We start from the raw sequence: 22905 nt of genomic DNA, 5'->3' as shown, positions 1-22905 counted from the left end.
AGGTTTATCTAAATAATTTTTCAAACCAAAATAAGATTTTAAAAACCTAATTAGTTAGCTATTTTTTTCGAGGAAGTTATTAATAACAGCTGTGAAGGAAATCAACAGAATTTTATAAAAAACATATGAGTATTTTCTATTAACAAGGGTTATTAACAACTGTGAATAGAAATTTAAATACCCTTTAAAATGAGTCAATTAAAATTTATAAAGGTGTTAATTACTTATGAAGTAAATCTGATAAGTCACTTCTCAAAATAAAATACTAAAAAGTTATACTAACTATTAACATACTATAATAAGCATCATTTTATTTTTTAAATTTTAAAAGAAAAATTATAATATAAATATATATGTTGATAAGTGATTTTTAAAACTTTGGTGACATTTTAAAATTTTATCGATTAGATGATAAACTCTAATTCTAAATAATTTTTAAAATGAAACGAATTTTTATCTTTTTAGTCATCATTTCTTCTTTATATAATTTAAATAGTCAAACATTAATAGGTCAGGAATTATTTGGTAATGTAGCACAAGAGCGTTTCGGTTCAAGAGTAGATATCAGCGCAGATGGTCAGACCTTAGCTATAAAGACAGGTAAAGGAAAAGGTTCTAAAAAGTTGATTATAAAATAAAGTTTTAAGGAAGATTTTTTAATTAAGGCACTGTATTAAATAGTGCTTTTTTATTTATTTAACACTAAGTAAACACTATTAAATTTTATTAGTGTAGTTTTGCACTAAACTTAATATCTTCACTTCCACCTGTATTAAGTTTAAAATGAAGAATTCCTAACACTTTTAGGAAATGAATATGATTACAAAATTAAATGACAAGAAAGAAAAAAAGGAAATCGAGAAAGAACAAGATTTCTAACCTTACAAATACAATCTTAAGTATACTAAAAAAAGAACGCAATAAATCCTTTAACTATAAACAAATAGCAGCTAAGTTAGGTGTTAACGATGCGAGTAGTCGTAACCAGATTATTAAAAAACTACAACAACTTAAAGCAAAACAAGAAATTGAAGAAGTAGATCGTGGGAAGTTTAAAGCCATTGTAAATACAGAATATCATACTGGTATTTTAGATATGTCTTCTAAAGGAAATGGATATGTGATATGTGATGATTTTGAAGAAGATATTTTCATAGCATCAAACAACATTAATAAAGCTTTAGATGGTGATGAAGTAGAATTTTATGCCTACAGAAGAAAACATCGTGGTAAGCAAGAAGGTGAAATAACTAGCATTATTAAACGCGTAAAAAGCGAGTATGTTGGTACCATTCAAATTCATGATAAAAAGAACTATGCTTTTGTTATAGCAGATAGTGTAAAAATGTATAAAGACATTTTTGTACCGATTAATAAAACAAAAAAAGCAGAAGATGGTGATAAGGTTTTAGTTACCCTTACAGACTGGCCAGAAAAAGCGGATTCTCCTTATGGAAAAGTTTTAGAAGTATTAGGAAAACCAGGAGAACATAGTACAGAAATACATTCCATTTTAGCAGAATATGGTTTACCAAGCGAATTTCCTCATGAGGTAGAAGCATATGCAAACCAACTAAATACGTCTATTACAGAAGAAGAAATCGCTAAACGACGTGATATGCGTAAAGATTTAACCTTTACCATAGATCCTAAGGACGCTAAAGATTTTGATGATGCTCTATCTTTTAAAGTTTTAGAGAATGGCTTATACGAAGTCGGAATCCATATTGCAGATGTTTCACACTATCTACAACCAGATACTGTTTTAGATGATGAAGCCTATGAGCGTGCCACATCGATTTATTTAGTAGATCGCGTTGTACCAATGCTACCAGAAATACTATCTAATGGCGCCTGTTCTTTACGACCACTCGAAGAGAAATACACCTTCTCAGCAGTGTTTCAAATGAACGATAAATGTGAGATTAAAAAACAATGGTTTGGTAGAACAGTAACCTATTCTGATGCACGTTTTGCTTACGAAGAAGCGCAGACTATCATTGAGAATAATCCAAATGTTACACTGAGCGCAATCGAAGTATCTCAATTAAACACAACTATCCCTCAAGAAATTTCTCTAACAGGGAAAGCATACCAAACCCAACCAGAAATAGCAGAAGCAGTTTTAGTGTTAGATAGATTGGCTAAAAAAATGCGCTCACAACGTATGAGAACAGGAGCAATTTCTTTTGATAAGGTTGAGGTTAAATTCAATTTAGACGAAGAGGCAAATCCTGTTGGTGTATTCTTTAAAACCAGTAAGGATGCTAATAAACTGATTGAAGAATTTATGTTATTAGCTAACCGTAAAGTCTCTGAATTTATAGGAAAACAAAATCCTAAAAAGACATTTATTTATCGTGTACATGACGAACCAGATGAAGCAAAACTTGCACAACTACAAACTGTTGTTGGTCGTTTTGGACATAAGTTAAATTTTAAAGATAGAAATAGTGTAGCCTCGTCTCTTAATAAACTATTAACAGATGTAGTAGGAAAGAAAGAGCAAAACCTAGTCGATACTTTAGCAATTCGTACCATGTCTAAGGCGGAATATACAACGCAAAATATTGGACATTATGGCTTAGCTTTTGACTATTACAGTCATTTTACATCGCCAATTCGTCGTTATCCAGATGTAATGGCACATCGCTTATTACAACATTATTTAGAAGGAGGTAAATCTGCTAACGAAGAGGTTTATGAAGAAAAATGTAAGCATAGCAGCAATATGGAATATCTAGCTACTAAAGCAGAACGCGATTCTATAAAATATATGCAAATACGATTTATGCAAGATCATCAAGATGAAGAATTTTTAGGAGTCATTTCTGGTGTAACGGATTGGGGAATTTATGTTGAAATAATTTCTAACAAATGTGAAGGTATGGTGAGTGTTAGAGATATGAAAGACGATACTTATGATTTTGATCAAACGCATTATGCTATGGTTGGTCGAAACACACATAATATGTATCAATTAGGTGATGAGGTTATTGTAAAAGTTAAAAACACAGATCTGGTTAAGAAGCATTTAGATTTCTATATGGTTGGTAAGCCAGAAGAATAAAACATATGTAACAAAAGAGCAATAACTATGACTCACATATAAAGTCTATAAATTATGAAAACAGATGTATGTAACGCATGCGGCTCTTCAAAAATAATGCACGATATGCGAATTGTTGATTTTGGTCATGGAAATGCAAAAAACGATTTATCTATAGAAATAAAAACCACAGATAGAGTTCTTTTTAATAAATTTGAAAAAGGTGCTTTAAAAGCACAAATTTGTGGGTCTTGTGGTAAGGTAGACTTATCAATCAATAACCCTAATGATTTATGGCAAGCGTATTTAAAAACAAAGACTCTATGATATTAACCACAACAAACTCAATCGAAGGCTTTAAAATAGTAGATTATTTAGGTATTGTTACAGGAGTTGCTATGAATGAAGATACATTAACGATGGGTTTTAGCTTATCTAAGTATATTAAGAAAATTCAAGAAGGCGTTGACAATGTCAAAGAAATTGCATTTCAAAGACTTCAGGAAAATGCAGTAAAACTTAATGCAAATGCAATTGTTGGAATAAAAGTTGAAATTGAATTAACCACAAGTAATTATGCTATGGTTTCAGTAACTGGTACAGCAGTAAAAGTGGCCGTGTAATCATGAGAACAAGCACAAAAGCAAACGTATACGTTTTCCTTATTTTTCTCGTTACCTATTTTGTAGTATGGTTTTTTCTTCAATTATTTTTTAGTGATATAAACACCTATTTACTTTCAGCTATATCTGCAGCAATAACAGTGGTTTTATCACCTCAAAAACAAGTTATAAAGAAACAATCTGGAGAACAAATTCAATTAAAATGGTTATTCAGTAAAAAAGTAATTATCTTAAAATAACATCATGAAAAAAATAATTTTTATTCTAGCTTTATCAGTCGTATTTGTAACTAATGCGCAAGAAACAATTGAAAAAACAGTAGGAGAATTTAAAACTGTAAAAGTCTATGACTTAATCAATCTAAAGATGATTAAATCTAATGAGGATAAAGTCATTATTTCAGGTAAAAATAGAAAAGATGTTCAGGTTGTCAACAAAAACGGAAAACTTAAGATAAGAATGAAGCTCGAAGAGAGCTATGATGGAAACGATACAGTAGTTATTCTTCATTATACGTCAGTTGATGTTATTGATGCAAACGAAGGAGCAAAAGTAACTTTAAATGATCCAATTGAACAGTTCGAAATTGATTTTAAAACTCAGGAAGGAGCAGAAATAACAGCTGAGATAAAGACAACATATGCTAACTTTAGAGCGGTCACTGGTGGAATAATTAATATCACAGGAAGCACTAAAAATCAAGATATTTCTATTTATACAGGCGGTGTATTTAATGGAAAGGAATTAAAAACAGAACAAACAGATGTGAGTATCAATGCTGGAGGTGAAGCTTATGTAAACGCTTCAGAATATGTAGATATAAGAATAAAAGCAGGAGGAGATGTTTACATTTATGGTAAACCAAAGAAGATTGATGAAAACCGTGTATTAGGTGGTAGAATAAAACGTATGTAATTTCCTATTAGATTTTGTTACATTTGTGTAAACCGCAAGTTTACATGTTTGATGACATCATAACAGCCATTCCTTTTGGTATTATTTTGGCCTTTACTATTGGCCCGGTATTTTTTGTGCTTTTAGAAACCAGCGCAACCAAAGGGTTTACTAGTGCTTTAGTTTTCGATTTAGGTGTGATCTTAGCAGATATTGTCTTTATTTTACTCATTTTTATGAGCACAGATACACTTCTGGAAAAAATTAAAGATGACCCCAAACTTCTAGTTTTTGGTGGTGTATTACTCGTTATTTATGGAATTATTAGTTTTATAAAAACGTCAAAATCCTTTAGGTCGATTGTTAGAGAACATCATAAAATTGAACTTCCAAAAAAGGATTATGGGAAGCTCTTTATGAAGGGGTTTTTACTCAACTTTATTAATATTGGTGTCCTTTTGGGTTGGTTAGGATTTATTGTTATTGGGACTTCGATTACAACTTCCAAAAACGGAGTCACTATTTTTATAGTAACTATGCTTGTTTCATATTTTATTTCTGACCTTTTTAAAATTGCTGCAGCAAAACGCTTAAAAAGTAAATTAACACCACGACGAATTTTTAAAACCAAAAAAATTGTAGCGTTAATAATCTTAGGTTTTGGTGTGATTTTATTAACGCAAGGCTTATTTCCCGAACTTTACGAAAAAAGCAAAGAGCAAATTGATAAGGTGAACCCTATTAATTGATAATATAAAAACACATTAATTAACTTTTATGAGATATAAGTTAAGAATATTAATTCTATTTATTTTTTCCCTTTCCTGTGAAGAAAATGATTCTACAGCCAGCCCAAACAATACATCATTAGATGGAGTTACAGTTGAAATTATAGACCCTAATAATTATGAAAATACTACTCCTAATAACAATTTAACTTTTAGGGGTGTAGTTAGCACAGAAACTCCATCAGATTTAACAGGATTAAGGGCTAATTGGGTAAGTGATAAAGATGGCTTAATCTACGAACAAAACATTAATGAAACAGGGGAGACCTCATTTTCTATTTCCACACTTAGTAAAAATATACACAACATAAAATTAAATGTAATCAATGAAGTCGATTCTACAATAAGTGATTCTATCGAAATTTATAATGCAATAAAATTATTTCCTATAGAAAAAACAAATAACTCATCTACACTAACTTGGTGTTCTGTACAAGATATAAGCTTTCAATCTTTTGAGCTCTATAGATCAAGGTTTAAAAGCGGTATTTTACAAGATGACCCCATTTATACAACGACTAATATACAAGACACAACTTTTTTAGATACTACAGCTATTTTGGGAGAGAAACACTTTTATAAAGTCATTTTAAAAAGAACAATACAAACACCTGATAGATTTGAGAGTAATATTGACTCAGTATACACAGGGAATTTTTTTAAAACTAACTACCCTATACTAAAAGTTATAGCTGACCCTAATAGAAGTTATGCTTATGGAATTGTTAATACATCAAGCATCTATGATGATAATGAAACAGGATACGGTTTAATTTTTATAAACTTAAACGAATTATCTGTAGAAAATAGAATACTTCAAAACACTAGATTTAGCGATTTAGATATAGGTCCGTCAGGTAACTATCTATATCTAGCTTCTAGAAGTAGTAATATTCATAAGATTAATTTAAATACTCAAACTTTAGAATCTACAATATCATTATCCAGAAGCGCCCATAAAATAGAGGTTGGTAATAATGGAAAACTATATTACCATATCACTCCACCAACCAGTGGATCTACAGAGTTTAGAATTTACAACTTAAACAACAACACAAGTATTCCATACAATACCAATATTCCTGATGCTTACTCAAGTTTTAGACACGGCGATTTTGAAATAGACGAAAACAACATACTCTATCATGGAGCAAGTAATTCTTCAGGCTCTGAACTATCTAAAATAGGAACAACAAACGATAATTTTTCGTTGATAAATCAATGGAATAGTGGAAATTACCAATCAGCTAGAATAGTATTAAACAATAATAAATTATATTGGAACCATTATTTATTAGATTTAGAACTAAATATACTTGGAACGTTTCAAAACATAAATGGCAATACAGATATTCAAGATGTTTCATCTAACGGAGAAACAGCACTAGGATGGTGTAATTTATTTAAAAGCAGTGACCAATCTATTATTAAAGAGGTTCCTGCTTATTACGATAGTGGAATTTTTATTCAAGACCATAGAATATTATTATACAATACTGATAATCCTTTGTATCAACAATATGAAAGTATAATTTATTTATATGACTTTAACTAATCATTAGAAAATGACATATATTAAATTTTCTTTTTTAGATTTAATAGAATTAGAATAAAACTAGGCTTAAACGAAGTTTAATATAATAAAAAGAGACATAACTATTAGTTATGTCTCTTTTGCTTTTTGAGGTGTCGAGCGGATTCGAACCGCTGTAGATGGTGTTGCAGACCACTGCCTAGCCACTCGGCCACGACACCTTATTGCGAGGGCAAATATATAAATTATATACGTTTTACCCTATATAGGCTTACTTTTTTCGTTTTTGGGATAATTTTATAGTGACCATCTCGGCATCTCCTCCAATAGGGGGATTAATTTTACTCACCGAAACACAAGCTTTAGAAATTAATTTATCCTCATTAAAAAACCGATCTAAAATCCGTTGCGCTACAGTTTCAAGTAGTTTTGAAGGCACAGCCATCTCTTCCCTAACGACTTTATTTAAAAACACGTAGTCAACAGTATCTCTGAGCTCATCAGAATTTGAAGACTTTTTTAAATTAGCTTTAACCACGACATCAACCCGGTAATCACTACCAATAACCGTTTCTTCTTTTAAGCAACCATGGTGGGCATAAACCCTAATGTTTTCAACTTTTATTATTCCCATAAAGCAAAAATACATTAAAGTCTTGATTCCAGACTCTAAGTATGAAGCTAACCAAAGCTTAAATTAGTTTGTAAACAAGTCAAAAATATTACTTATAGCACTCGTTTTTGCCTTAAAAAACTCAGTGTATGAACAATTTTTGCAAGTAACAGATGTAAATTTTTTGTTCTGTACATCAAAGATTTTAGACAATGTTCCTCCTGTAGCTCTCATTTCACTAATTTCATAAGTAGTATTATCGCATTTTGGACATTTGTAATTCATTTTCTATTGCTTTTAGGTTTACACTATAGGTATTGTATAGTACATTAATGTTACAATTTATGTAATTTAGCACTTTAATTTTTTGCAATGTCAGAAGAAACCAAACCACTCAATTTTATTGAGCATATTATTGAAGAGGACCTAGCTAACGGGCTATCAAAAGATAAGCTTCGTTTTCGCTTTCCTCCTGAGCCTAATGGTTATTTACATATTGGACACACCAAAGCTATTGGGATTAGTTTTGGTTTGGGCGAAAAGTATAACGCTCCTGTAAACCTTAGGTTTGACGACACTAACCCAGCAAAAGAAGAGCAAGAATATGTGGATGCTATAAAACGTGATATTGCTTGGTTGGGTTATCAATGGGAAAACGAATTATACTCCTCAGATTATTTCGATAAGCTATACAATTGGGCTATTCAAATGATTAAAGACGGTAGAGCTTATGTCGATAGCCAATCTTCTGAAGCCATGGCAGAACAAAAGGGCACACCAACTCAATCAGGAACCAATAGTCCGTTTAGAGATAGAAGCGTTGAAGAAAATCTAGATTTATTTCAACGTATGAAAGCTGGCGAATTTAAAGCGGGTACGCATGTACTCCGCGCAAAAATTGACATGGAGGATCCAAACATGTTAATGCGCGATCCAATAATGTACAGAATTCTGTATGCTAACCACCATAGAACAGGAGATAAATGGTGTATTTATCCTATGTACGATTGGACGCATGGCGAAAGTGATTATATAGAACAAATATCGCACTCACTATGTTCATTAGAGTTTAAACCCCATAGAAAGCTATATAATTGGTTTAGAGACCACGTCTACGAATACAATAAAGACAGTCTTCCATTACCACCAAAGCAACGCGAATTTGCACGTTTAAACCTCAGTTATACCATAATGAGCAAGCGCAAATTATTACGTTTAGTTGAAGAAGGAGTTGTTTTTGGTTGGGACGACCCTCGTATGCCTACAATTTCTGGATTACGTCGCCGAGGGTATACGCCAAATTCTATACGTCAGTTTATAGAAAAAGTAGGTGTTGCTAAGCGTGAAAATGTGATTGATGTATCATTGCTGGAATTTTGTATTCGTGAAGACTTAAATAAAACAGCAAACCGTGTTATGGCGGTTTTAAATCCTGTAAAAGTTATCATTACCAATTATCCTGAAGATAAGGAAGAATGGCTCGAAGCAGAGAACAATCAGGAAGATGCATCAGCAGGTTACAGAAAAGTGCCTTTTTCTAGAGAAATTTTTATTGAAAAAGAAGACTTTAAAGAAGAGGCGGGCAATAAGTTTTTTAGATTAAAACCAGGAGGAGAAGTTAGATTAAAAAATGCCTATATCATAAAAGCAAACGATGTTGTAAAAGATAAAAATGGTGAAATCACAGAGATTCACTGTACTTATGATACAGACACATCCAAGAAGGTGAAGGGGACATTACATTGGGTATCTATCAAACATGCTATAACCGCTGAGGTAAGAGAGTACGATCGTTTGTTTATGCACGAAGCGCCAGACAGCGATAAGGATAAGGATTTTATAGAATTTCTTAACCCTAATTCCTTGAGTTTAAAAACAGGATATTTAGAACCTAGTTTATCAGAAGCTAAAGCAGGTGAGCGGTTTCAGTTTCAACGCTTAGGTTATTTTGTTATAGATGAAGATTCTACTTCAGAAAAAATAGTGTTTAATAAAACCGTTGGTTTGCGTGATAGTTGGGCTAAGCAAAAGCCAAAACCTCAAAATGACAAGCAAAACAAACCTAAGCAACCACAACAAAAGCGTTCGGCCATTAGTGTGATTATGCAATTAGGGAAGAAGTATACTAACTACCCAGAAGAAAAACAAGTCAAAGCTAAAGCGGAGATACAAGAGTTGGCAAAAGATGTTTCATACGACGAATTAGAGCCTTTATTTGGCACAGCTGTAAAAAAAGCAGGCACACGCATCGCTGTGATAATTACGTTGAAAGAAAAGCTTAAAAATGGTCTAAAGCCTAACGAAGCTATTGATGAATTTATCAATAAAGCTTTAGAGGACAGAAATGAACTTTTAGCTAAAGAGGCTAAAAGTATTCTTTAATAAATCTAAAGTGCTTTAGAATGAAAAAGATAATACTATTTGTGGCTGCTATTTTTTTATTGAATGGTTGTTCTTTTTTCGAAAATGAAGAAACTAAGGAGCAGTTAGTTGAAAAAGATAAAATTAACCTCAATAAAGAAGTAAGCACCAATAAGGCATTGCTTTACAAATTCATTAAAGTAAGCTTTAAATTTTCTTATTGTGAAGAAAATGAAGCTCAAAGAGTGATTGAATCTCATCCAGAGGTGAATGACATGTATGAAGGCGCATCAGCCTTAATGGAAATTCTTGATAAATCAATAGATGATAATGGGAATAAAAAAGAACTATCTGTTATCGACTATATCAATATTTATAGAAATTTCACAAAAACAAAAAACGCCACCACAGACTTCGATGAAGATGTTCTTCCGTCGTTTTTTCAGTCGACTAACCCAGAGTTAAGAGCAAAAGAAGAAGAGTCTCAAAAAATAAAGGCATTAGAACACGGTGTTTTTGCATGTCTGAGCTTAGCATTAAAAAGTTTAGCACAACCTATTTGCTTTTACGAACTTTCTAAAATAGAGCCAGAGGCCTTACCAGAAGAAGCATATAAAATCAATCTTATTACCGCTAGAAATATTATGCTATTTGTTAAAGGCCTATACTATCTATCAGAGTATGAGCTTACAGAAAATATAGATTGGATTAACGCAAATCCAGATGTAGATTTTAAAGGTCTATATTATATACCAAGTCATTTAAAACCCACATTAGGAGGTAAGGAAAGAACTATAATTTTAATTCATAATTACATACTTAGAGGTTTAGATAGATTAAAAATGGATGATGAAGCCTCAGAAAAAGAAGCCTTGAAAGATTTTGAAACCACTATAAAAATTGCGGAAGAGGCTCAAATAGAAAATGAAATTATACAGGCTGTTGCAACGTACTTTTACTTAAAAAACGAAGATTCTGAAAAAGCGATTTATTCATTAAAAAAATTAAAAACAAGTAAAATACTTTTGAGTAGAGAAAAGAAATCTATTGATGAAGCTATTATATATTTAGAAAAGAGAGAATCAGGAAAGGTACTCAATGGTATTTATGATAAAGGATTTTTAGGAAAAATAGTTATCAGTTACATATTCGCTCAAGCAAAAGAAGTAGATTGGGAAAAGGTGCTAAAAGAAAATGGAATCGAAATCCCAGAGGAAGTGACGGAAAATTTTGCAATTATTGAAGATTTGGTATCTAAGCTTAATGAGTACAGTGATGAAGAAGCAATTCAAAACACAAAAGAAGCTGTCAAAAACAAAGGACTAGACCTATGGGAAAAATCTAAAAATATTCTCGAATAACAAAAAAAGCACCTTTCTTTGTAAACTCACTAAGTTTTTTCGACCAAAAAAGCATGAAAAAACTCACCATTATTTTTGCTGTACTACTATCATTATTTAGCTTCTCTCAAGATATGACTAATGAAAAGCTTAGTGAAATTTATGAGTCAGTAAGCGATTCGATTCAAGGAAGATCTGGCGCATGGCAATTTTATATTAAGGATATTCAAATGATATCTATTACCGACAGCACCCACAACAGAATGCGTATTATATCTCCAATAGCAGATTCTAATACACTTACAGACGATTTAATTAAAGCAGCTATGATCGCTAACTTTCATACCGCATTAGATGTAAGATATGCCGTCACAGACGGAATCTTATGGTCTATTTTTATCCACCCTTTAAAAGAACTATCTGAGCATCAAGTTATAGATGCTGTCAGCCAGGTATACAATGCTAATGTAAATTTTGGTACTACATTTGCCAGTACGGGACTGACTTTTCCTGTAGCAAGTCAAACAACAAAAAAGAAAATTAAAAAAGAGACTAAATCTAGTCTTAAAAAGAAGAAGATTTAATAGCTGTATTAAGTTTTTAAAGTATAGTGGATAAACCTCTAAATAATTTACTTAGAGGTTTTTTTGTACTTTTAAATCATACTAACTATAAATCATTACATTATGGAATTACCCATTAACCCAATTGCTATACCTATAGCAGCAGTAGCAGCCTTAATTATAGGTGCAATTTGGTATAACCCAAAAATTGGTTTTGGAAATTTATGGCTTCGAGAGTCTGGGATGACCGAAGAAAAAATGAAAAGTGGAAATATGGCTATTATCTTTGGTCTATCACTAGTATTTTCTGCTTTATTAGCATTTTTGTTAATGCAATTTACAAATCATCAATGGGGGGCTTTTGGTATGATAGGAGGAGATCCTGAGAACGCAAAGGCATCTTTCGAGGCTTTTATGGCAGATTATGGAAATGACTTTAGGTCATTTAAACATGGTGCTTTACATGGTACCATATTTGGTGTTGCGGGAGCTTTACCTATTATTGGAACTATCGCCTTATTTGAACGTAAAAGCGCTAAATACATTTTTGTTAATGCTGGTTATTGGATTGTAACCTTAGCTGTTATGGGAGCTCTTCTTTGTGGGCTCTAATAGTATTAGATTATAATAAAACCCAAAACACATTGTGTTTTGGGTTTTATTATAATTATTCTTCACCTTTCTTTTTACTGTTACTAGCCGCATTCTTCATAGCTTCACCAATCTGATTACTAGCTGTAAAACTAGCGACCATATCATTCAGCATGTTACTACCTGCTTGTGGTGAGTTTGGCAATAAGATAAGGTTACTATTAGTTTCTCCACCAATAGCTTGTAAAGTATCATAGTGCTGTGTTACAACAATTAATGCAGAGGCTTCCTGTGAGTTAATGCCAACCTTATTTAATACTTCAACGGACTCCTCAAGTCCACGAGCAATTTCTCGCCTTTGGTCGGCAATACCCTGACCTTGTAAACGCTTACTTTCTGCTTCAGCCTTAGCTTTTTCAACAATAAGAATACGCGCTGCATCACCTTCAAACTGTGCCGCGATTTTTTCGCGCTCAGAGGCATTAATACGATTCATGGCTGCTTTTACCTGAGAATCAGGATCAATATCGGTTACAAGCGTTTTAATAATATCGTAACCGTATTCCATCATAGCATCATTAAGTTCAGATTTTACTGCAATAGCAATATCATCTTTACGAACAAAGACATCGTCCAATTTCATTTTTGGAACTTCAGCACGTACTACATCAAATACATAGGAGGTGATTTGATCGTGCGGATAATCGAGTTTATAAAAGGCATCGTAAACCTTATCGCGGATGACTTTATACTGAACTGATACTTTTAAACGTACAAAAACATCATCCAATGTTTTAGTTTCTATAATAACATCTAACTGTTGAATTTTAAGACTTAATTTCCCTGCAATGCGATCTACAAGAGGAATTTTTAGTTGTAAACCAGAATGACGAATACTTTGAAACTTACCAAAGCGTTCTATAATAGCAGCGGTCTGCTGTTTAACAATAAAAAATGCTGAAATTAAAACGATTAATCCAAAGAATATAATCGGAATAAAAATAAATTGACCCATAACAAGTTTTTTAGGTTAGTGAATATGAAATATTAAATGTAAATAATTTTACTTAGGTTTGTCCTATTCAGCTCCAAAATCGTATGAAAAAAACAAAACACTTCTTATTAGTAGCTATTTGTATGGCTTTTGTTACAATTTGCCAAGCACAGCACAGACGCTATGCTATAAAAAATGGTATAGGTATACAAGGCGGAATTACCCAGTTTGATATTATCACCGATAACTTTAAAACCAAAAGTAACACGGGTTATATAGGTGGCTTAACGGCTTCAGTAGATATTCCGCACAAATGGTATAATGTAAGCTATAACATTCAGCTTTCTGAAAATAATGTTGATATACTTGGGGAAACTCCCGCCACAGCAAGACAAGAGTATATTGAATATAAGATGTTTACGGCTCAAATATCATTTTTACTTCACGCTAAACTTATTGGTAACAATGTGACTTTAGATGTTGGGCCAATGCTACAATACAATAGTGATTTAGAACTAAAAGAGGACTCTAAAGAAGGCTTTTTGGTTACTAATTACGATAATCTTTTTACTGAAGATATTACGGAAATATCTAATTTTAATGTCAATGGAGCTGTTGGTTTATCTGCAGGTTTTGGTGCGTTTAGACTAAGAGCGCAATACGTTTATGGTTTCACTAATATATTAGGAAACTTAAACGACCAAGATTTAAATGTTGGCACAAACGATGATAAGTTTAAGGGAAACCAGTCTTTAATTGCTTTTACCGCTATAGTGACGTTTTAAATAGTTTTTACTAAAGCTTCAATGCGCTTAATCGTTTCATCCTCGCCAATCATATACATAATATCAAATACATCAGGTCCTTGCAAAGCACCGACTAAGGCTAAACGTAACGGCATCATTACCTTTCCAAAACCAATGTTATTAGTTGTTATCCAGCCTTTAATATTAGCTTGAAGACTTTCTGTAGTAAATGGATTTGTAGAACTTACAAGCTCAGCAACGTTATTAAGGATATCGGGAGTACTTTCTTTTATAGCTTTTTTAGAGGATTTTTCATCATAAGATTTTGGCGCCGTAAAGAAAAAATGACTTAAGTCCCAGAAATCACCAACAAACGTAGCGCGTTCCTTAATCAAACCAATGACTAATGCCATGTAATTGAGGTCAATATCTTTTAATTCTGGTCGTATGGATTGGAATTGTTTTGCCAAATCTAGATCTAATTGTTGTTGCATATAATGATGATTAAACCACTTGGTTTTATCAGGATCAAAACGAGCACCAGCTTTATTAACGCGCTCTAAGTCAAAATCATTAATAAGTTGCTCTAAGTCAAATATTTCTTGCTCGGTACCAGGATTCCAACCCAAAAAAGCTAAGAAGTTAACTACAGCTTCAGAGAAATAACCATCTTCTTTGTATCCTCTAGAAACTTCATTGGTTTTTGGGTCTGTCCAAACCAATGGAAACACAGGGAAACCTAATTTATCTCCATCGCGCTTACTCAACTTACCTTTCCCTGTTGGTTTTAAGATTAAAGGTAAGTGTGCAAATTGAGGTGCTTCCCAGCTAAAAGCATCGTAAAGCAATTGATGTAAAGCTAAAGACGGTAACCATTCTTCACCACGAATTACATGCGTAATTTCCATTAAATGGTCATCAACAATATTTGCCAAGTGATAGGTGGGCATACCATCACTTTTAAATAAGATTTTATCGTCTAGCACATTAGTGTCTATAGAAATATCACCGCGAATAATATCTTTGAGGTGTAATGTCTGATCTTGTGGAGATTTAAAGCGTACCACGTAATGTTCTCCAGCATCAATTTTTGCTTTGGTTTCTTCCTCGGGCAGCACTAAGGAATTAACTAAACGTCCTTTCTCACGATTATGCCAATTGTAAATAAACGTCTTTTTTTCTTCCTCATGCTGCTTTCTGTGAGCGTCTAATTCTTCTGCTGTGTCAAAAGCATAGTAGGCTTTTCCTTCATTAATGAGTTGATCCGCATATTGTTTATACAGGTGCTTACGTTCACTTTGTCTATAGGGTCCAAACTTTTCGTTTTTTCCTGGGCCTTCGTCAAAAGGAATACCGCACCAATTCAGAGCTTCTACGATATAGTCTTCAGCGCCTTCAACGTAACGGTTTTGATCTGTGTCTTCAATACGAAGCACAAAATCACCACCATGGTTTTTAGCAAATAAATAGTTGAATAAGGCGGTTCTCACACCACCAATATGTAAAGGTCCTGTTGGACTTGGCGCAAAACGCACACGCACATTTTTAGACATAATTTAAAATAAACCTTTTAACGCTTTGCGTTAAAAATCATTCACACTGTCACCCTGAACTTGTTTCAGGATCCTAAATTAAAATGCAAAGATAGTCCGATAAGATTTTACAGCAAAGCAAATAAATCTTTAAGATGTAATCATTTCCTTGGGCACACGCTTATTCATAATCTTAAACCATAATGGCGGAATCATAGAAAGTACCATAGAAGTAGGATACCCAAAAGGCATTTGCGGACTTTCATCATGGCAATCTAAAATTTGGTATTTCTTTGAAGATTTATAGTGGTGATCACTATGTCTGGTAAGTTCATACAAAACGATTCTTCCAATCACATGGTTTGAATTCCAAGAGTGCACCTCCTTAACACGCTCATAACGACCAGACTTGGTTTTTAAGCGCAATAAACCATAATGCTCTATATAATTTACAGTTTCAAGGAGAATAAAGCCAACTATTCCTGCAAAAAACGCAAAAAGCAATGCAGATGTCCCTAATAGCATGGCAATTACAATGAGGTATACTGTTTGGAAAACGATATACCAGAACATATCGTTCTTAAAAGATAAAAATGACAAGTTGTTGTTACTCAACAATTGTCTTTGAATACGCCAAGCACTAAAATATTGTCGTATCGTTGAGGTCAACCAAAAAGAATATACAGATTGATTATACCTTGCTGTTGCAGCATCTTCAGGCGTGGCAGCATGCAAATGATGCCCAAAATTATGTTCTATATAAAAATGCATGTAGAATGAGGGTAGAAGCAAGAGCTTACCAATAAAACGCTCATTGGTGGTTTGTCTGTGCCCCAATTCATGCCCCACATTAATACCATTAACACCAAGAACAATACCAATAGAAAAGATTAACCCAACAAATTCATAAGTTTCTATGGTTTGGTTAGAAACCAAAGCTAATGCATAAAGAACCAATCCAAAAACTACAGGCAAATTAAGGTATAGTAACCAATCAAATATTTTGCGCTTTAGTTTATTATCGACTTCTTCGGGTTGAAGATTTTCTGTATCAACAGGAAAAATTAATTCAAGAATTGGAATACACACAAAGGCAAAAATTGGCGTAGCCCAAACCCAATAGCCCTTAAGGTATAACCCAAAGAATGCCATTACAGGAATTGAGAATGCCGCTAAATATTTAATATCTTTCATGTTTTGAGACTGCATTTAACAGTTAAAGTCTCTAAATTAACAGAATCTTACCAAATTTAAGGAATCTACAATTAAAATAAAATTGTAGATTAGTCAGTTAGAATAAGACATGAGCAATTTTGAAGCTATAAAAAACAAGTTACAGGAATTCATTAAGAAATATTACACTAATGAATTGCTAAAGGGCGCAATACTATTTTTCGCTATTGGCTTGTTATACTTCATGGTGACATTATTTGTAGAATATATGCTTTGGCTAAACCCAACAGCCAGAACTATTTTGTTCTGGGCATTCATTACTGTTGAGCTAGGCTTATTTATCAAATTTATAGCAATTCCGTTAGCGCATTTATTCAATTTAAGGAAAGGTATCAACTACGAAACAGCTTCAAAATTAATTGGAAATCATTTTCCAGAGGTTAATGACAAATTGCTTAATATACTTCAATTAAATCAAAATCCAACTCAATCCGATTTATTAATCGCAAGTATTGAACAGAAATCGCAAGAACTGCAACCAATTTCATTTAAATCAGCAATTAATTTTAAATCTAACACTAAGTATTTAAAGTATGCTGCAATTCCGATAATTATATTGCTGTTTTCTTATGTTACAGGAAAAATAAATTGGTTTAGCGATAGCTATGAGCGTGTGGTGAATTATCAAACGGCTTACGAGCCACCAGCACCATTTCAGTTTTTTGTATTAAACGAATCACTTCAGGCTATAGAAGGCAAAGATTTTAAATTAAATGTGTCTACGGCAGGTGATGTTATTCCTGATAATGCACAAATTCAGTTCAATGGACAATCCTACTATTTGCAGCAATTAGCGCCAGGGGAATTTCAATATACATTTAACTTGCCTAAAGAAAATATCGAATTTACATTGACGGCTAATGATGTTAGTTCTAAAACCTATCAAATAGAAGTGGTTAATACACCAAACCTAGTGAATTTTGAAATGGTCTTAGACTATCCGTCTTATACCAGAAAACAAGATGAGGTGCTGAAAAGCACAGGTTCAGCTGTAATTCCAGAAGGAACAAAAGTAACCTGGAAGGCATTAACTAAATCCACAAGCGAAGTAAATATTTATGCTCATGATACCTTAAGGTTCACTCAAAATGAGGACGGGGGTTTTGAAGCTACAAAACGCCTTTACAGAAATTATAATTATAGCATCTCTACCAGTAATGATAATCTTAAGGACTACGAAAACTTAGCTTATAGCATCAGTGTGGTTAAAGATTTAAGTCCAGAGCTAGATATTAAAGTTCAAAAGGACTCCATTGATCTGCAAAGCCTGTATTTCTATGGTCAGGCAAGTGACGATTTTGGACTAACAAAGTTGAATCTGGTATACTACCCTGTTGATGATGAAACGAATAAGGTTATTGAGCCTGTTTCAGTTTCAAAATCTAACTTTAGTGAATTTGTAAGTGCGTTTCCGAATCAGTTCAATCTCGAAGAAGGAGTAAGCTATCAATTGTATTTTGAAGTCTTTGATAATGATGTTATTCATAATTACAAACGCACCAAAAGTAGTGTGTTCAGCTACAGAAAGCGCACCAAAGAAGAAGAAGAGCAGAAGCAACTACAAGAGCAAAACGAAACGATAAAAGATATTGGAAAGACTTTTGAAAAGCTTCAGGAACAAGACAAGAAGTTAGAAGAATTTTCTAAAACCCAAAAGGAAAAACAGCAGCTTAATTTTAATGATAAGAAGAAGTTCGAGGACTTTTTAAAACGTCAAAAACAACAAGAACAGTTGATGAAAAACTTCAATAAGAAGTTACAGGATAATTTAGAAGAATTTCAAGAAGAGAAAAAGGAAGATCAGTTTAAAGAAGATCTAAAAGAGCGCTTAAAAGAAAACGAAGAACAGCTTAAAAAGGACGAAAAACTTTTAGAAGAACTCGAGGAATTAAAAGATAAGATCAACAAAGAAGAGTTTACACAAAAGCTTGAAGAGTTAGCTAAGCAAAACAAGAACAAGAAACGTAGTATGAAGCAACTCTTAGAGTTAACAAAGCGTTTCTATGTAATGAAAAAAACGGAGAAGATAGCCAATCAGTTAGATGAGCTTTCTAAAAAGCAAGAAGAACTTTCAAACAAAGAAAAGGAGAATACCAAAGAAAAGCAAGAGGAGTTAAACAAGGAATTTGAGAAACTCCAAAAAGACATTGAAGACCTGAAACAAGAAGATCGACGACTTCAGAAACCAATGAAAGTACCTGTTGACGAGTTTTTAGAAGATGGTGTAAAGTTTGATCAAAAAGAAGCCAAAGAAGCTTTAGAAAAAAAAGAACAAAGCGAAGAAAAACAGAAACCTCAAGAAGCTCAGGAACAACAAGAGAAGGCTCAGGAAAAACAAAAGAAAGCTGCTAAGAAAATGAAGCAGATGAGTGAAAAGATGAAGCAGATGATGTCTGGAGGCGGAGGTGGAGGCAATCAAATGGCAGAAGATATCGATACACTTAGACAGATTTTGGAGAATTTGTTACTCTATTCTTTTGATCAAGAAGAGTTGATGAACACATTTGATGCGATTGACATTAATAATAATAAATACGGTAAGTATATCATTGAGCAAAGCAATCTCAGAGAACACTTTGAACATATCGATGATAGTTTGTTTGCCTTGTCTCTGCGACAGCCTAAGATCTCGGAGAAGGTCAATTCGCAAATAACTGAAGTTTATTTCAATATTGACAAGGCCTTGGGTCAGTTAACAGAAAACAGACTATACCAAGGTGTGTCGTCTCAGCAATATGCTATTACAGCAAGTAATGAATTAGCAAGTTTCTTAAGCGATGTATTAGATAATATGGAAATGTCTATGAACCCTTCGCCAGGATCAGGTGGTGGTGGAGGACAACAACTTCCAGATATCATTATGAGTCAGGAAGAGTTGAATAAGCAAATGGAAGAAGGCGTTAAGAAAAGCGAGGAAGGAAAAGAGGGTGACGAAGGAAAAGAAGGCGAAGGAGAAAAACCAGGGGAGCAAGGCAAGGATGGTAAAGAAGGGAAAGATGGTGATAAGCCGGGAGAACAAGGCGAAAAAGGTCAGGAAGGTGAAAGTGGGCAAGGTGGTGAAAACGGAAAATCTGGCGAACAACAAGGAGAAGGTGGAGAAGGTGGTCAAAATGGCAACAATGGAAACCAGAATGGAGAAGGAAATCAAAAAGGTGAGGGAAAAGGAGGAAAGAACGGAAAGAACGGAAAGGATGGTCAAAATGGAGGTGAAGGAACTGATGGAGAAGGCGAAAAAAATGATGGTTATGGCGAAGGGGGAAATGAAGAACAAAACGCGGAGCTATTTAAAATTTACCAACAACAACAACAATTAAGGCAAGCTTTAGAGGATCGTTTGGCTAAAGAAGGAAAGATTGAGTCTGCAGGACAACTCATTAAACAAATGGAGGAAGTCGAACTTGATTTATTGAATTACGGTTTCACTAATCAAACGCTTCAAAAAATGATGGACTTACAACACCAGTTGTTGAAACTTGAGAACGCCACCTTTATGCAGGGTCAAGATACTAAGCGTGAATCTGAGACTAACAAAAAGGAGTTTGACAAGGTAAATTCTAATCAAATCCCTACGGCTAAACAATACTTCAACACCACCGAAATATTAAATCGTCAAGCATTACCTTTGCAGAATCATTTTAAGAAAAAGATTCAAGAGTATTTTAAAAAGACGAATGATTAGTTTTAATTACGAGACCAATTTTGAACTAGAGCAACCAGATCAAATTTCTAAATGGATTTCTAACACCATTACCGAAGAAAATTGTAAGCAGGGTGAGATTAATTATATATTCTGTTCTGATGAATATCTACATAAGATCAATGTTGAGTTTCTAAATCACGACACCTTAACTGACATAATTAGCTTCGACTATTCGGTAGGAAAAGAACTACATGGCGATATTTACATCTCTGTAGAACGCGTTGAAGAAAATGCATCTGAGTTTAATGTAAAGTTCAAAGATGAATTGGCTAGAGTTATCATTCATGGTGTTTTGCATTATTGTGGATATAAGGACAAATCTGATGAAGATACCGAATTAATGCGAAGCAAGGAAGATTACTACTTAGGTAAACGTTAGCGAAAATGACTATTTCAGTGTATCTTTGCGCGCTATAAATTTTTAGATTCATAAAATGTTCCACGTGGAACAACAAGAATAGAATTATGTTTAATGATGTTTACGATGTTATTGTAGTTGGTGCAGGTCACGCAGGTAGTGAGGCTGCTGCTGCTGCTGCCAATATGGGTAGTAAGACGTTGTTGATTACAATGAACCTTCAGAACATTGCACAGATGTCTTGTAATCCTGCTATGGGAGGAATTGCTAAAGGTCAGATTGTGCGTGAGATTGATGCGTTAGGAGGGTATAGCGGAATCGTTTCTGATACTTCTGCCATCCAATTTAAGATGCTTAATAAATCTAAGGGACCAGCAATGTGGAGTCCCAGATGTCAGTCTGATCGAATGCGTTTTGCTGAAGATTGGAGATTGCTTTTAGAAAATACTGCTAACCTTGATTTTTATCAGGAAATGGTTTCTGGGTTACTTATTGAAAAAGATAAGGTTGTCGGAGTTAAAACATCGTTGGGAATTGAAGTAAAAGCTAAAACTGTAGTTCTAACTAATGGAACTTTTTTAAACGGGCTTATTCATATCGGTGACAAAAATTTTGGTGGTGGTAGAGCAGGCGAAAGAGCTGCTACAGGAATTACAGAGGAGCTAATTGAAATAGGTTTTGATTCTGGTAGAATGAAAACAGGTACGCCACCAAGGGTTGATGGAAGGTCTCTGGACTATTCTGTCATGATAGAACAACCAGGTGATGAAAACCCAGAAAAATTCTCTTATTTAGACGTTACAAAACCACTGCAAGAACAACGGTCTTGTCATATGACTTACACAAGCCCAGAAGTTCATAATTTATTGCGAGAAGGTTTTGATCGTTCGCCAATGTTTAATGGTAGAATTAAAAGTGTAGGGCCAAGATATTGTCCGTCTATTGAAGATAAAATTAATCGTTTTGCAGATAAAGACAGGCATCAATTGTTTGTAGAACCTGAGGGTTGGAATACTGTTGAGGTATATGTAAATGGTTTCTCCACATCCTTACCTGAAGATGTTCAATACAAGGCTTTAAAGTCCGTAAAAGGTTTTGAGAATGTAAAATTCTTTAGACCAGGTTACGCTATAGAGTATGACTATTTCCCACCAACACAATTAAAGCATACGCTCGAAACAAAGTTGGTAGATGGTTTGTTTTTTGCGGGACAGATTAATGGAACAACTGGTTATGAAGAAGCAGCTTCACAAGGATTAATGGCTGGTATAAATGCGAGTCTTAAAGTTCAGGAAAAAGAAGCTTTTAAGTTGAAACGGGACGAGGCTTATATAGGTGTTTTAATAGACGACTTGATTACTAAGGGCACGGAAGAGCCTTATCGCATGTTTACATCTAGAGCAGAATACCGAACACTTTTAAGGCAAGATAATGCGGATTTTAGATTAACACCTAAAGGATACGATTTAGGATTGGCATCAGAAAAACGGCTTAGAAGAATGGAAGAAAAGCAATCTAAATCTGATGCTTTTGTTCAATTTTTTAGAGACACAAGCGTAAAACCAGATGAAATAAATCCAGTCTTAGAATCCAAGAACTCTGCTAAAGTAAAACAACAAGACAAGATGTTTAAGCTTTATGCAAGACCAAATATTACAATAGATGATATGCGCAAAGTAGCATCTGTTGAGAGTTACATTTCTAATAATAACTTAGACGTTGAGGTTATAGAGCAAACAGAAATTCAGGTGAAATATGCTGGATATATCGAGAAAGAAAAGAATAATGCAGACAAATTAAATCGTTTAGAAAGTGTAAAAATCCCTTCAAATTTTGATTACTCAAAGCTGAAATCTATGAGTATGGAGGCGAGGCAAAAGCTAACGAAAATTCAACCAGTAACCATATCTCAGGCTTCTCGAATAAGCGGTGTGTCACCAAATGATGTTTCTGTTTTATTAGTATACTTGGGGCGATAAAATAAAT

At 33.6% G+C, this 22905-nt stretch carries 21 protein-coding genes and 1 tRNA gene; 16 read left to right on the top strand and 6 right to left on the bottom strand.

The window, feature by feature from the left end; genetic code table 11:
• Nucleotides 1–440 precede the first annotated feature (440 nt).
• The 8 genes from Q0912_RS10790 to Q0912_RS10755 all read left to right on the top strand — a co-directional run bounded on the left by Q0912_RS10790 (nt 441) and on the right by Q0912_RS10755 (nt 6909).
• Complete coding sequence (locus Q0912_RS10790; protein WP_299114929.1) at nt 441–638, top strand: hypothetical protein; 198 nt, start codon at nt 441–443, stop codon at nt 636–638.
• A gap of 194 nt (nt 639–832) precedes the next feature.
• Nucleotides 833–3070 carry a VacB/RNase II family 3'-5' exoribonuclease gene (locus tag Q0912_RS10785; protein ID WP_299114927.1) on the top strand — a complete coding sequence of 746 codons (2238 nt, stop codon included), beginning with the start codon at nt 833–835 and terminating at the stop codon, nt 3068–3070.
• A 54-nt stretch (nt 3071–3124) separates the two neighbouring features.
• Nucleotides 3125–3376 (top strand): hypothetical protein, encoded by a 252-nt coding sequence (locus tag Q0912_RS10780; RefSeq protein ID WP_299114925.1) that lies wholly within the window; start codon nt 3125–3127, stop codon nt 3374–3376.
• Complete coding sequence (locus Q0912_RS10775) at nt 3373–3672, top strand: heavy metal-binding domain-containing protein (RefSeq protein WP_299114923.1); 300 nt, start codon at nt 3373–3375, stop codon at nt 3670–3672. The genes Q0912_RS10780 and Q0912_RS10775 overlap by 4 nt, the downstream gene beginning before the upstream one ends.
• 2 nt (nt 3673–3674) lie before the next feature.
• Complete coding sequence (locus Q0912_RS10770; RefSeq protein WP_299114921.1) at nt 3675–3911, top strand: hypothetical protein; 237 nt, start codon at nt 3675–3677, stop codon at nt 3909–3911.
• Between the two features lie 4 nt (nt 3912–3915).
• The gene (locus tag Q0912_RS10765) at nt 3916–4587 is read left to right on the top strand and encodes a head GIN domain-containing protein (RefSeq protein ID WP_299114919.1); all 672 of its coding nucleotides are present in this window, start codon (nt 3916–3918) and stop codon (nt 4585–4587) included.
• A gap of 44 nt (nt 4588–4631) precedes the next feature.
• Nucleotides 4632–5315 carry a LysE family transporter gene (locus Q0912_RS10760; protein ID WP_299114917.1) on the top strand — a complete coding sequence of 228 codons (684 nt, stop codon included), beginning with the start codon at nt 4632–4634 and terminating at the stop codon, nt 5313–5315.
• 28 nt (nt 5316–5343) lie between these two features.
• Nucleotides 5344–6909 (top strand): hypothetical protein, encoded by a 1566-nt coding sequence (locus Q0912_RS10755; RefSeq protein ID WP_299114915.1) that lies wholly within the window; start codon nt 5344–5346, stop codon nt 6907–6909.
• Nucleotides 6910–7038: 129 nt separating this feature from the next.
• Here the strand turns inward: Q0912_RS10755 and Q0912_RS10750 are convergent.
• The 3 genes from Q0912_RS10750 to Q0912_RS10740 form a co-directional block, all read right to left on the bottom strand.
• A tRNA-Cys gene (locus Q0912_RS10750) sits at nt 7039–7109 on the bottom strand.
• A gap of 50 nt (nt 7110–7159) precedes the next feature.
• Nucleotides 7160–7522, bottom strand: a complete 363-nt coding sequence (folB, locus tag Q0912_RS10745; protein WP_299114913.1) for a dihydroneopterin aldolase — start codon at nt 7520–7522, stop codon at nt 7160–7162.
• A 63-nt stretch (nt 7523–7585) separates the two neighbouring features.
• Nucleotides 7586–7786, bottom strand: coding sequence for a zinc ribbon domain-containing protein (locus Q0912_RS10740; protein WP_299114911.1), 201 nt, complete (start codon nt 7784–7786; stop codon nt 7586–7588).
• 87 nt (nt 7787–7873) lie between these two features.
• On the opposite strand from Q0912_RS10740, the gene Q0912_RS10735 reads away from it, so the two are divergent.
• The 4 genes from Q0912_RS10735 (at nt 7874) to Q0912_RS10720 (ending at nt 12377) form a co-directional block, all read left to right on the top strand.
• On the top strand, nt 7874–9883 hold the full coding sequence (locus tag Q0912_RS10735; protein ID WP_299114910.1) for a glutamine--tRNA ligase/YqeY domain fusion protein: 2010 nt from the start codon (nt 7874–7876) through the stop codon (nt 9881–9883).
• A 20-nt stretch (nt 9884–9903) separates the two neighbouring features.
• Nucleotides 9904–11223 carry a hypothetical protein gene (locus Q0912_RS10730; RefSeq protein WP_299114908.1) on the top strand — a complete coding sequence of 440 codons (1320 nt, stop codon included), beginning with the start codon at nt 9904–9906 and terminating at the stop codon, nt 11221–11223.
• Between the two features lie 53 nt (nt 11224–11276).
• Nucleotides 11277–11786 (top strand): hypothetical protein, encoded by a 510-nt coding sequence (locus Q0912_RS10725; RefSeq protein ID WP_299114906.1) that lies wholly within the window; start codon nt 11277–11279, stop codon nt 11784–11786.
• A gap of 102 nt (nt 11787–11888) precedes the next feature.
• A complete protein-coding gene (locus tag Q0912_RS10720; protein ID WP_299114904.1) occupies nt 11889–12377 on the top strand; it encodes a DUF1761 domain-containing protein in 489 nt (162 codons plus the stop codon).
• A 55-nt stretch (nt 12378–12432) separates the two neighbouring features.
• On the opposite strand, the gene Q0912_RS10715 is transcribed toward Q0912_RS10720, so the two are convergent.
• Nucleotides 12433–13371 (bottom strand): SPFH domain-containing protein, encoded by a 939-nt coding sequence (locus tag Q0912_RS10715; RefSeq protein ID WP_299114902.1) that lies wholly within the window; start codon nt 13369–13371, stop codon nt 12433–12435.
• A gap of 83 nt (nt 13372–13454) precedes the next feature.
• On the opposite strand from Q0912_RS10715, the gene Q0912_RS10710 reads away from it, so the two are divergent.
• A complete protein-coding gene (locus tag Q0912_RS10710) occupies nt 13455–14135 on the top strand; it encodes a hypothetical protein (RefSeq protein ID WP_299114900.1) in 681 nt (226 codons plus the stop codon).
• On the opposite strand, the gene gltX is transcribed toward Q0912_RS10710, so the two are convergent.
• Both gltX and Q0912_RS10700 read right to left on the bottom strand, forming a co-directional pair.
• A complete protein-coding gene (gltX, locus tag Q0912_RS10705; RefSeq protein WP_299114898.1) occupies nt 14132–15649 on the bottom strand; it encodes a glutamate--tRNA ligase in 1518 nt (505 codons plus the stop codon). The genes Q0912_RS10710 and gltX overlap by 4 nt on opposite strands.
• Nucleotides 15650–15778: 129 nt before the next feature.
• The gene (locus Q0912_RS10700; protein ID WP_299114896.1) at nt 15779–16822 is read right to left on the bottom strand and encodes an alkane 1-monooxygenase; all 1044 of its coding nucleotides are present in this window, start codon (nt 16820–16822) and stop codon (nt 15779–15781) included.
• Nucleotides 16823–16931: 109 nt separating this feature from the next.
• On the opposite strand from Q0912_RS10700, the gene Q0912_RS10695 reads away from it, so the two are divergent.
• The 3 genes from Q0912_RS10695 (at nt 16932) to mnmG (ending at nt 22898) form a co-directional block, all read left to right on the top strand.
• Nucleotides 16932–20540 carry a DUF4175 family protein gene (locus tag Q0912_RS10695; RefSeq protein ID WP_299114894.1) on the top strand — a complete coding sequence of 1203 codons (3609 nt, stop codon included), beginning with the start codon at nt 16932–16934 and terminating at the stop codon, nt 20538–20540.
• Nucleotides 20533–20940 carry an rRNA maturation RNase YbeY gene (ybeY, locus tag Q0912_RS10690; protein ID WP_299114892.1) on the top strand — a complete coding sequence of 136 codons (408 nt, stop codon included), beginning with the start codon at nt 20533–20535 and terminating at the stop codon, nt 20938–20940. Before Q0912_RS10695 ends, ybeY begins: the two co-directional genes overlap by 8 nt.
• 86 nt (nt 20941–21026) lie before the next feature.
• Nucleotides 21027–22898, top strand: a complete 1872-nt coding sequence (mnmG, locus tag Q0912_RS10685) for a tRNA uridine-5-carboxymethylaminomethyl(34) synthesis enzyme MnmG (protein ID WP_299114890.1) — start codon at nt 21027–21029, stop codon at nt 22896–22898.
• Nucleotides 22899–22905: the final 7 nt, after the last annotated feature.

The organism is uncultured Winogradskyella sp. (genome assembly GCF_947498345.1).
Classification (GTDB): Bacteria; Bacteroidota; Bacteroidia; order Flavobacteriales; family Flavobacteriaceae; genus Winogradskyella.
This window is presented reverse-complemented; position numbering and strand designations above follow the sequence as displayed.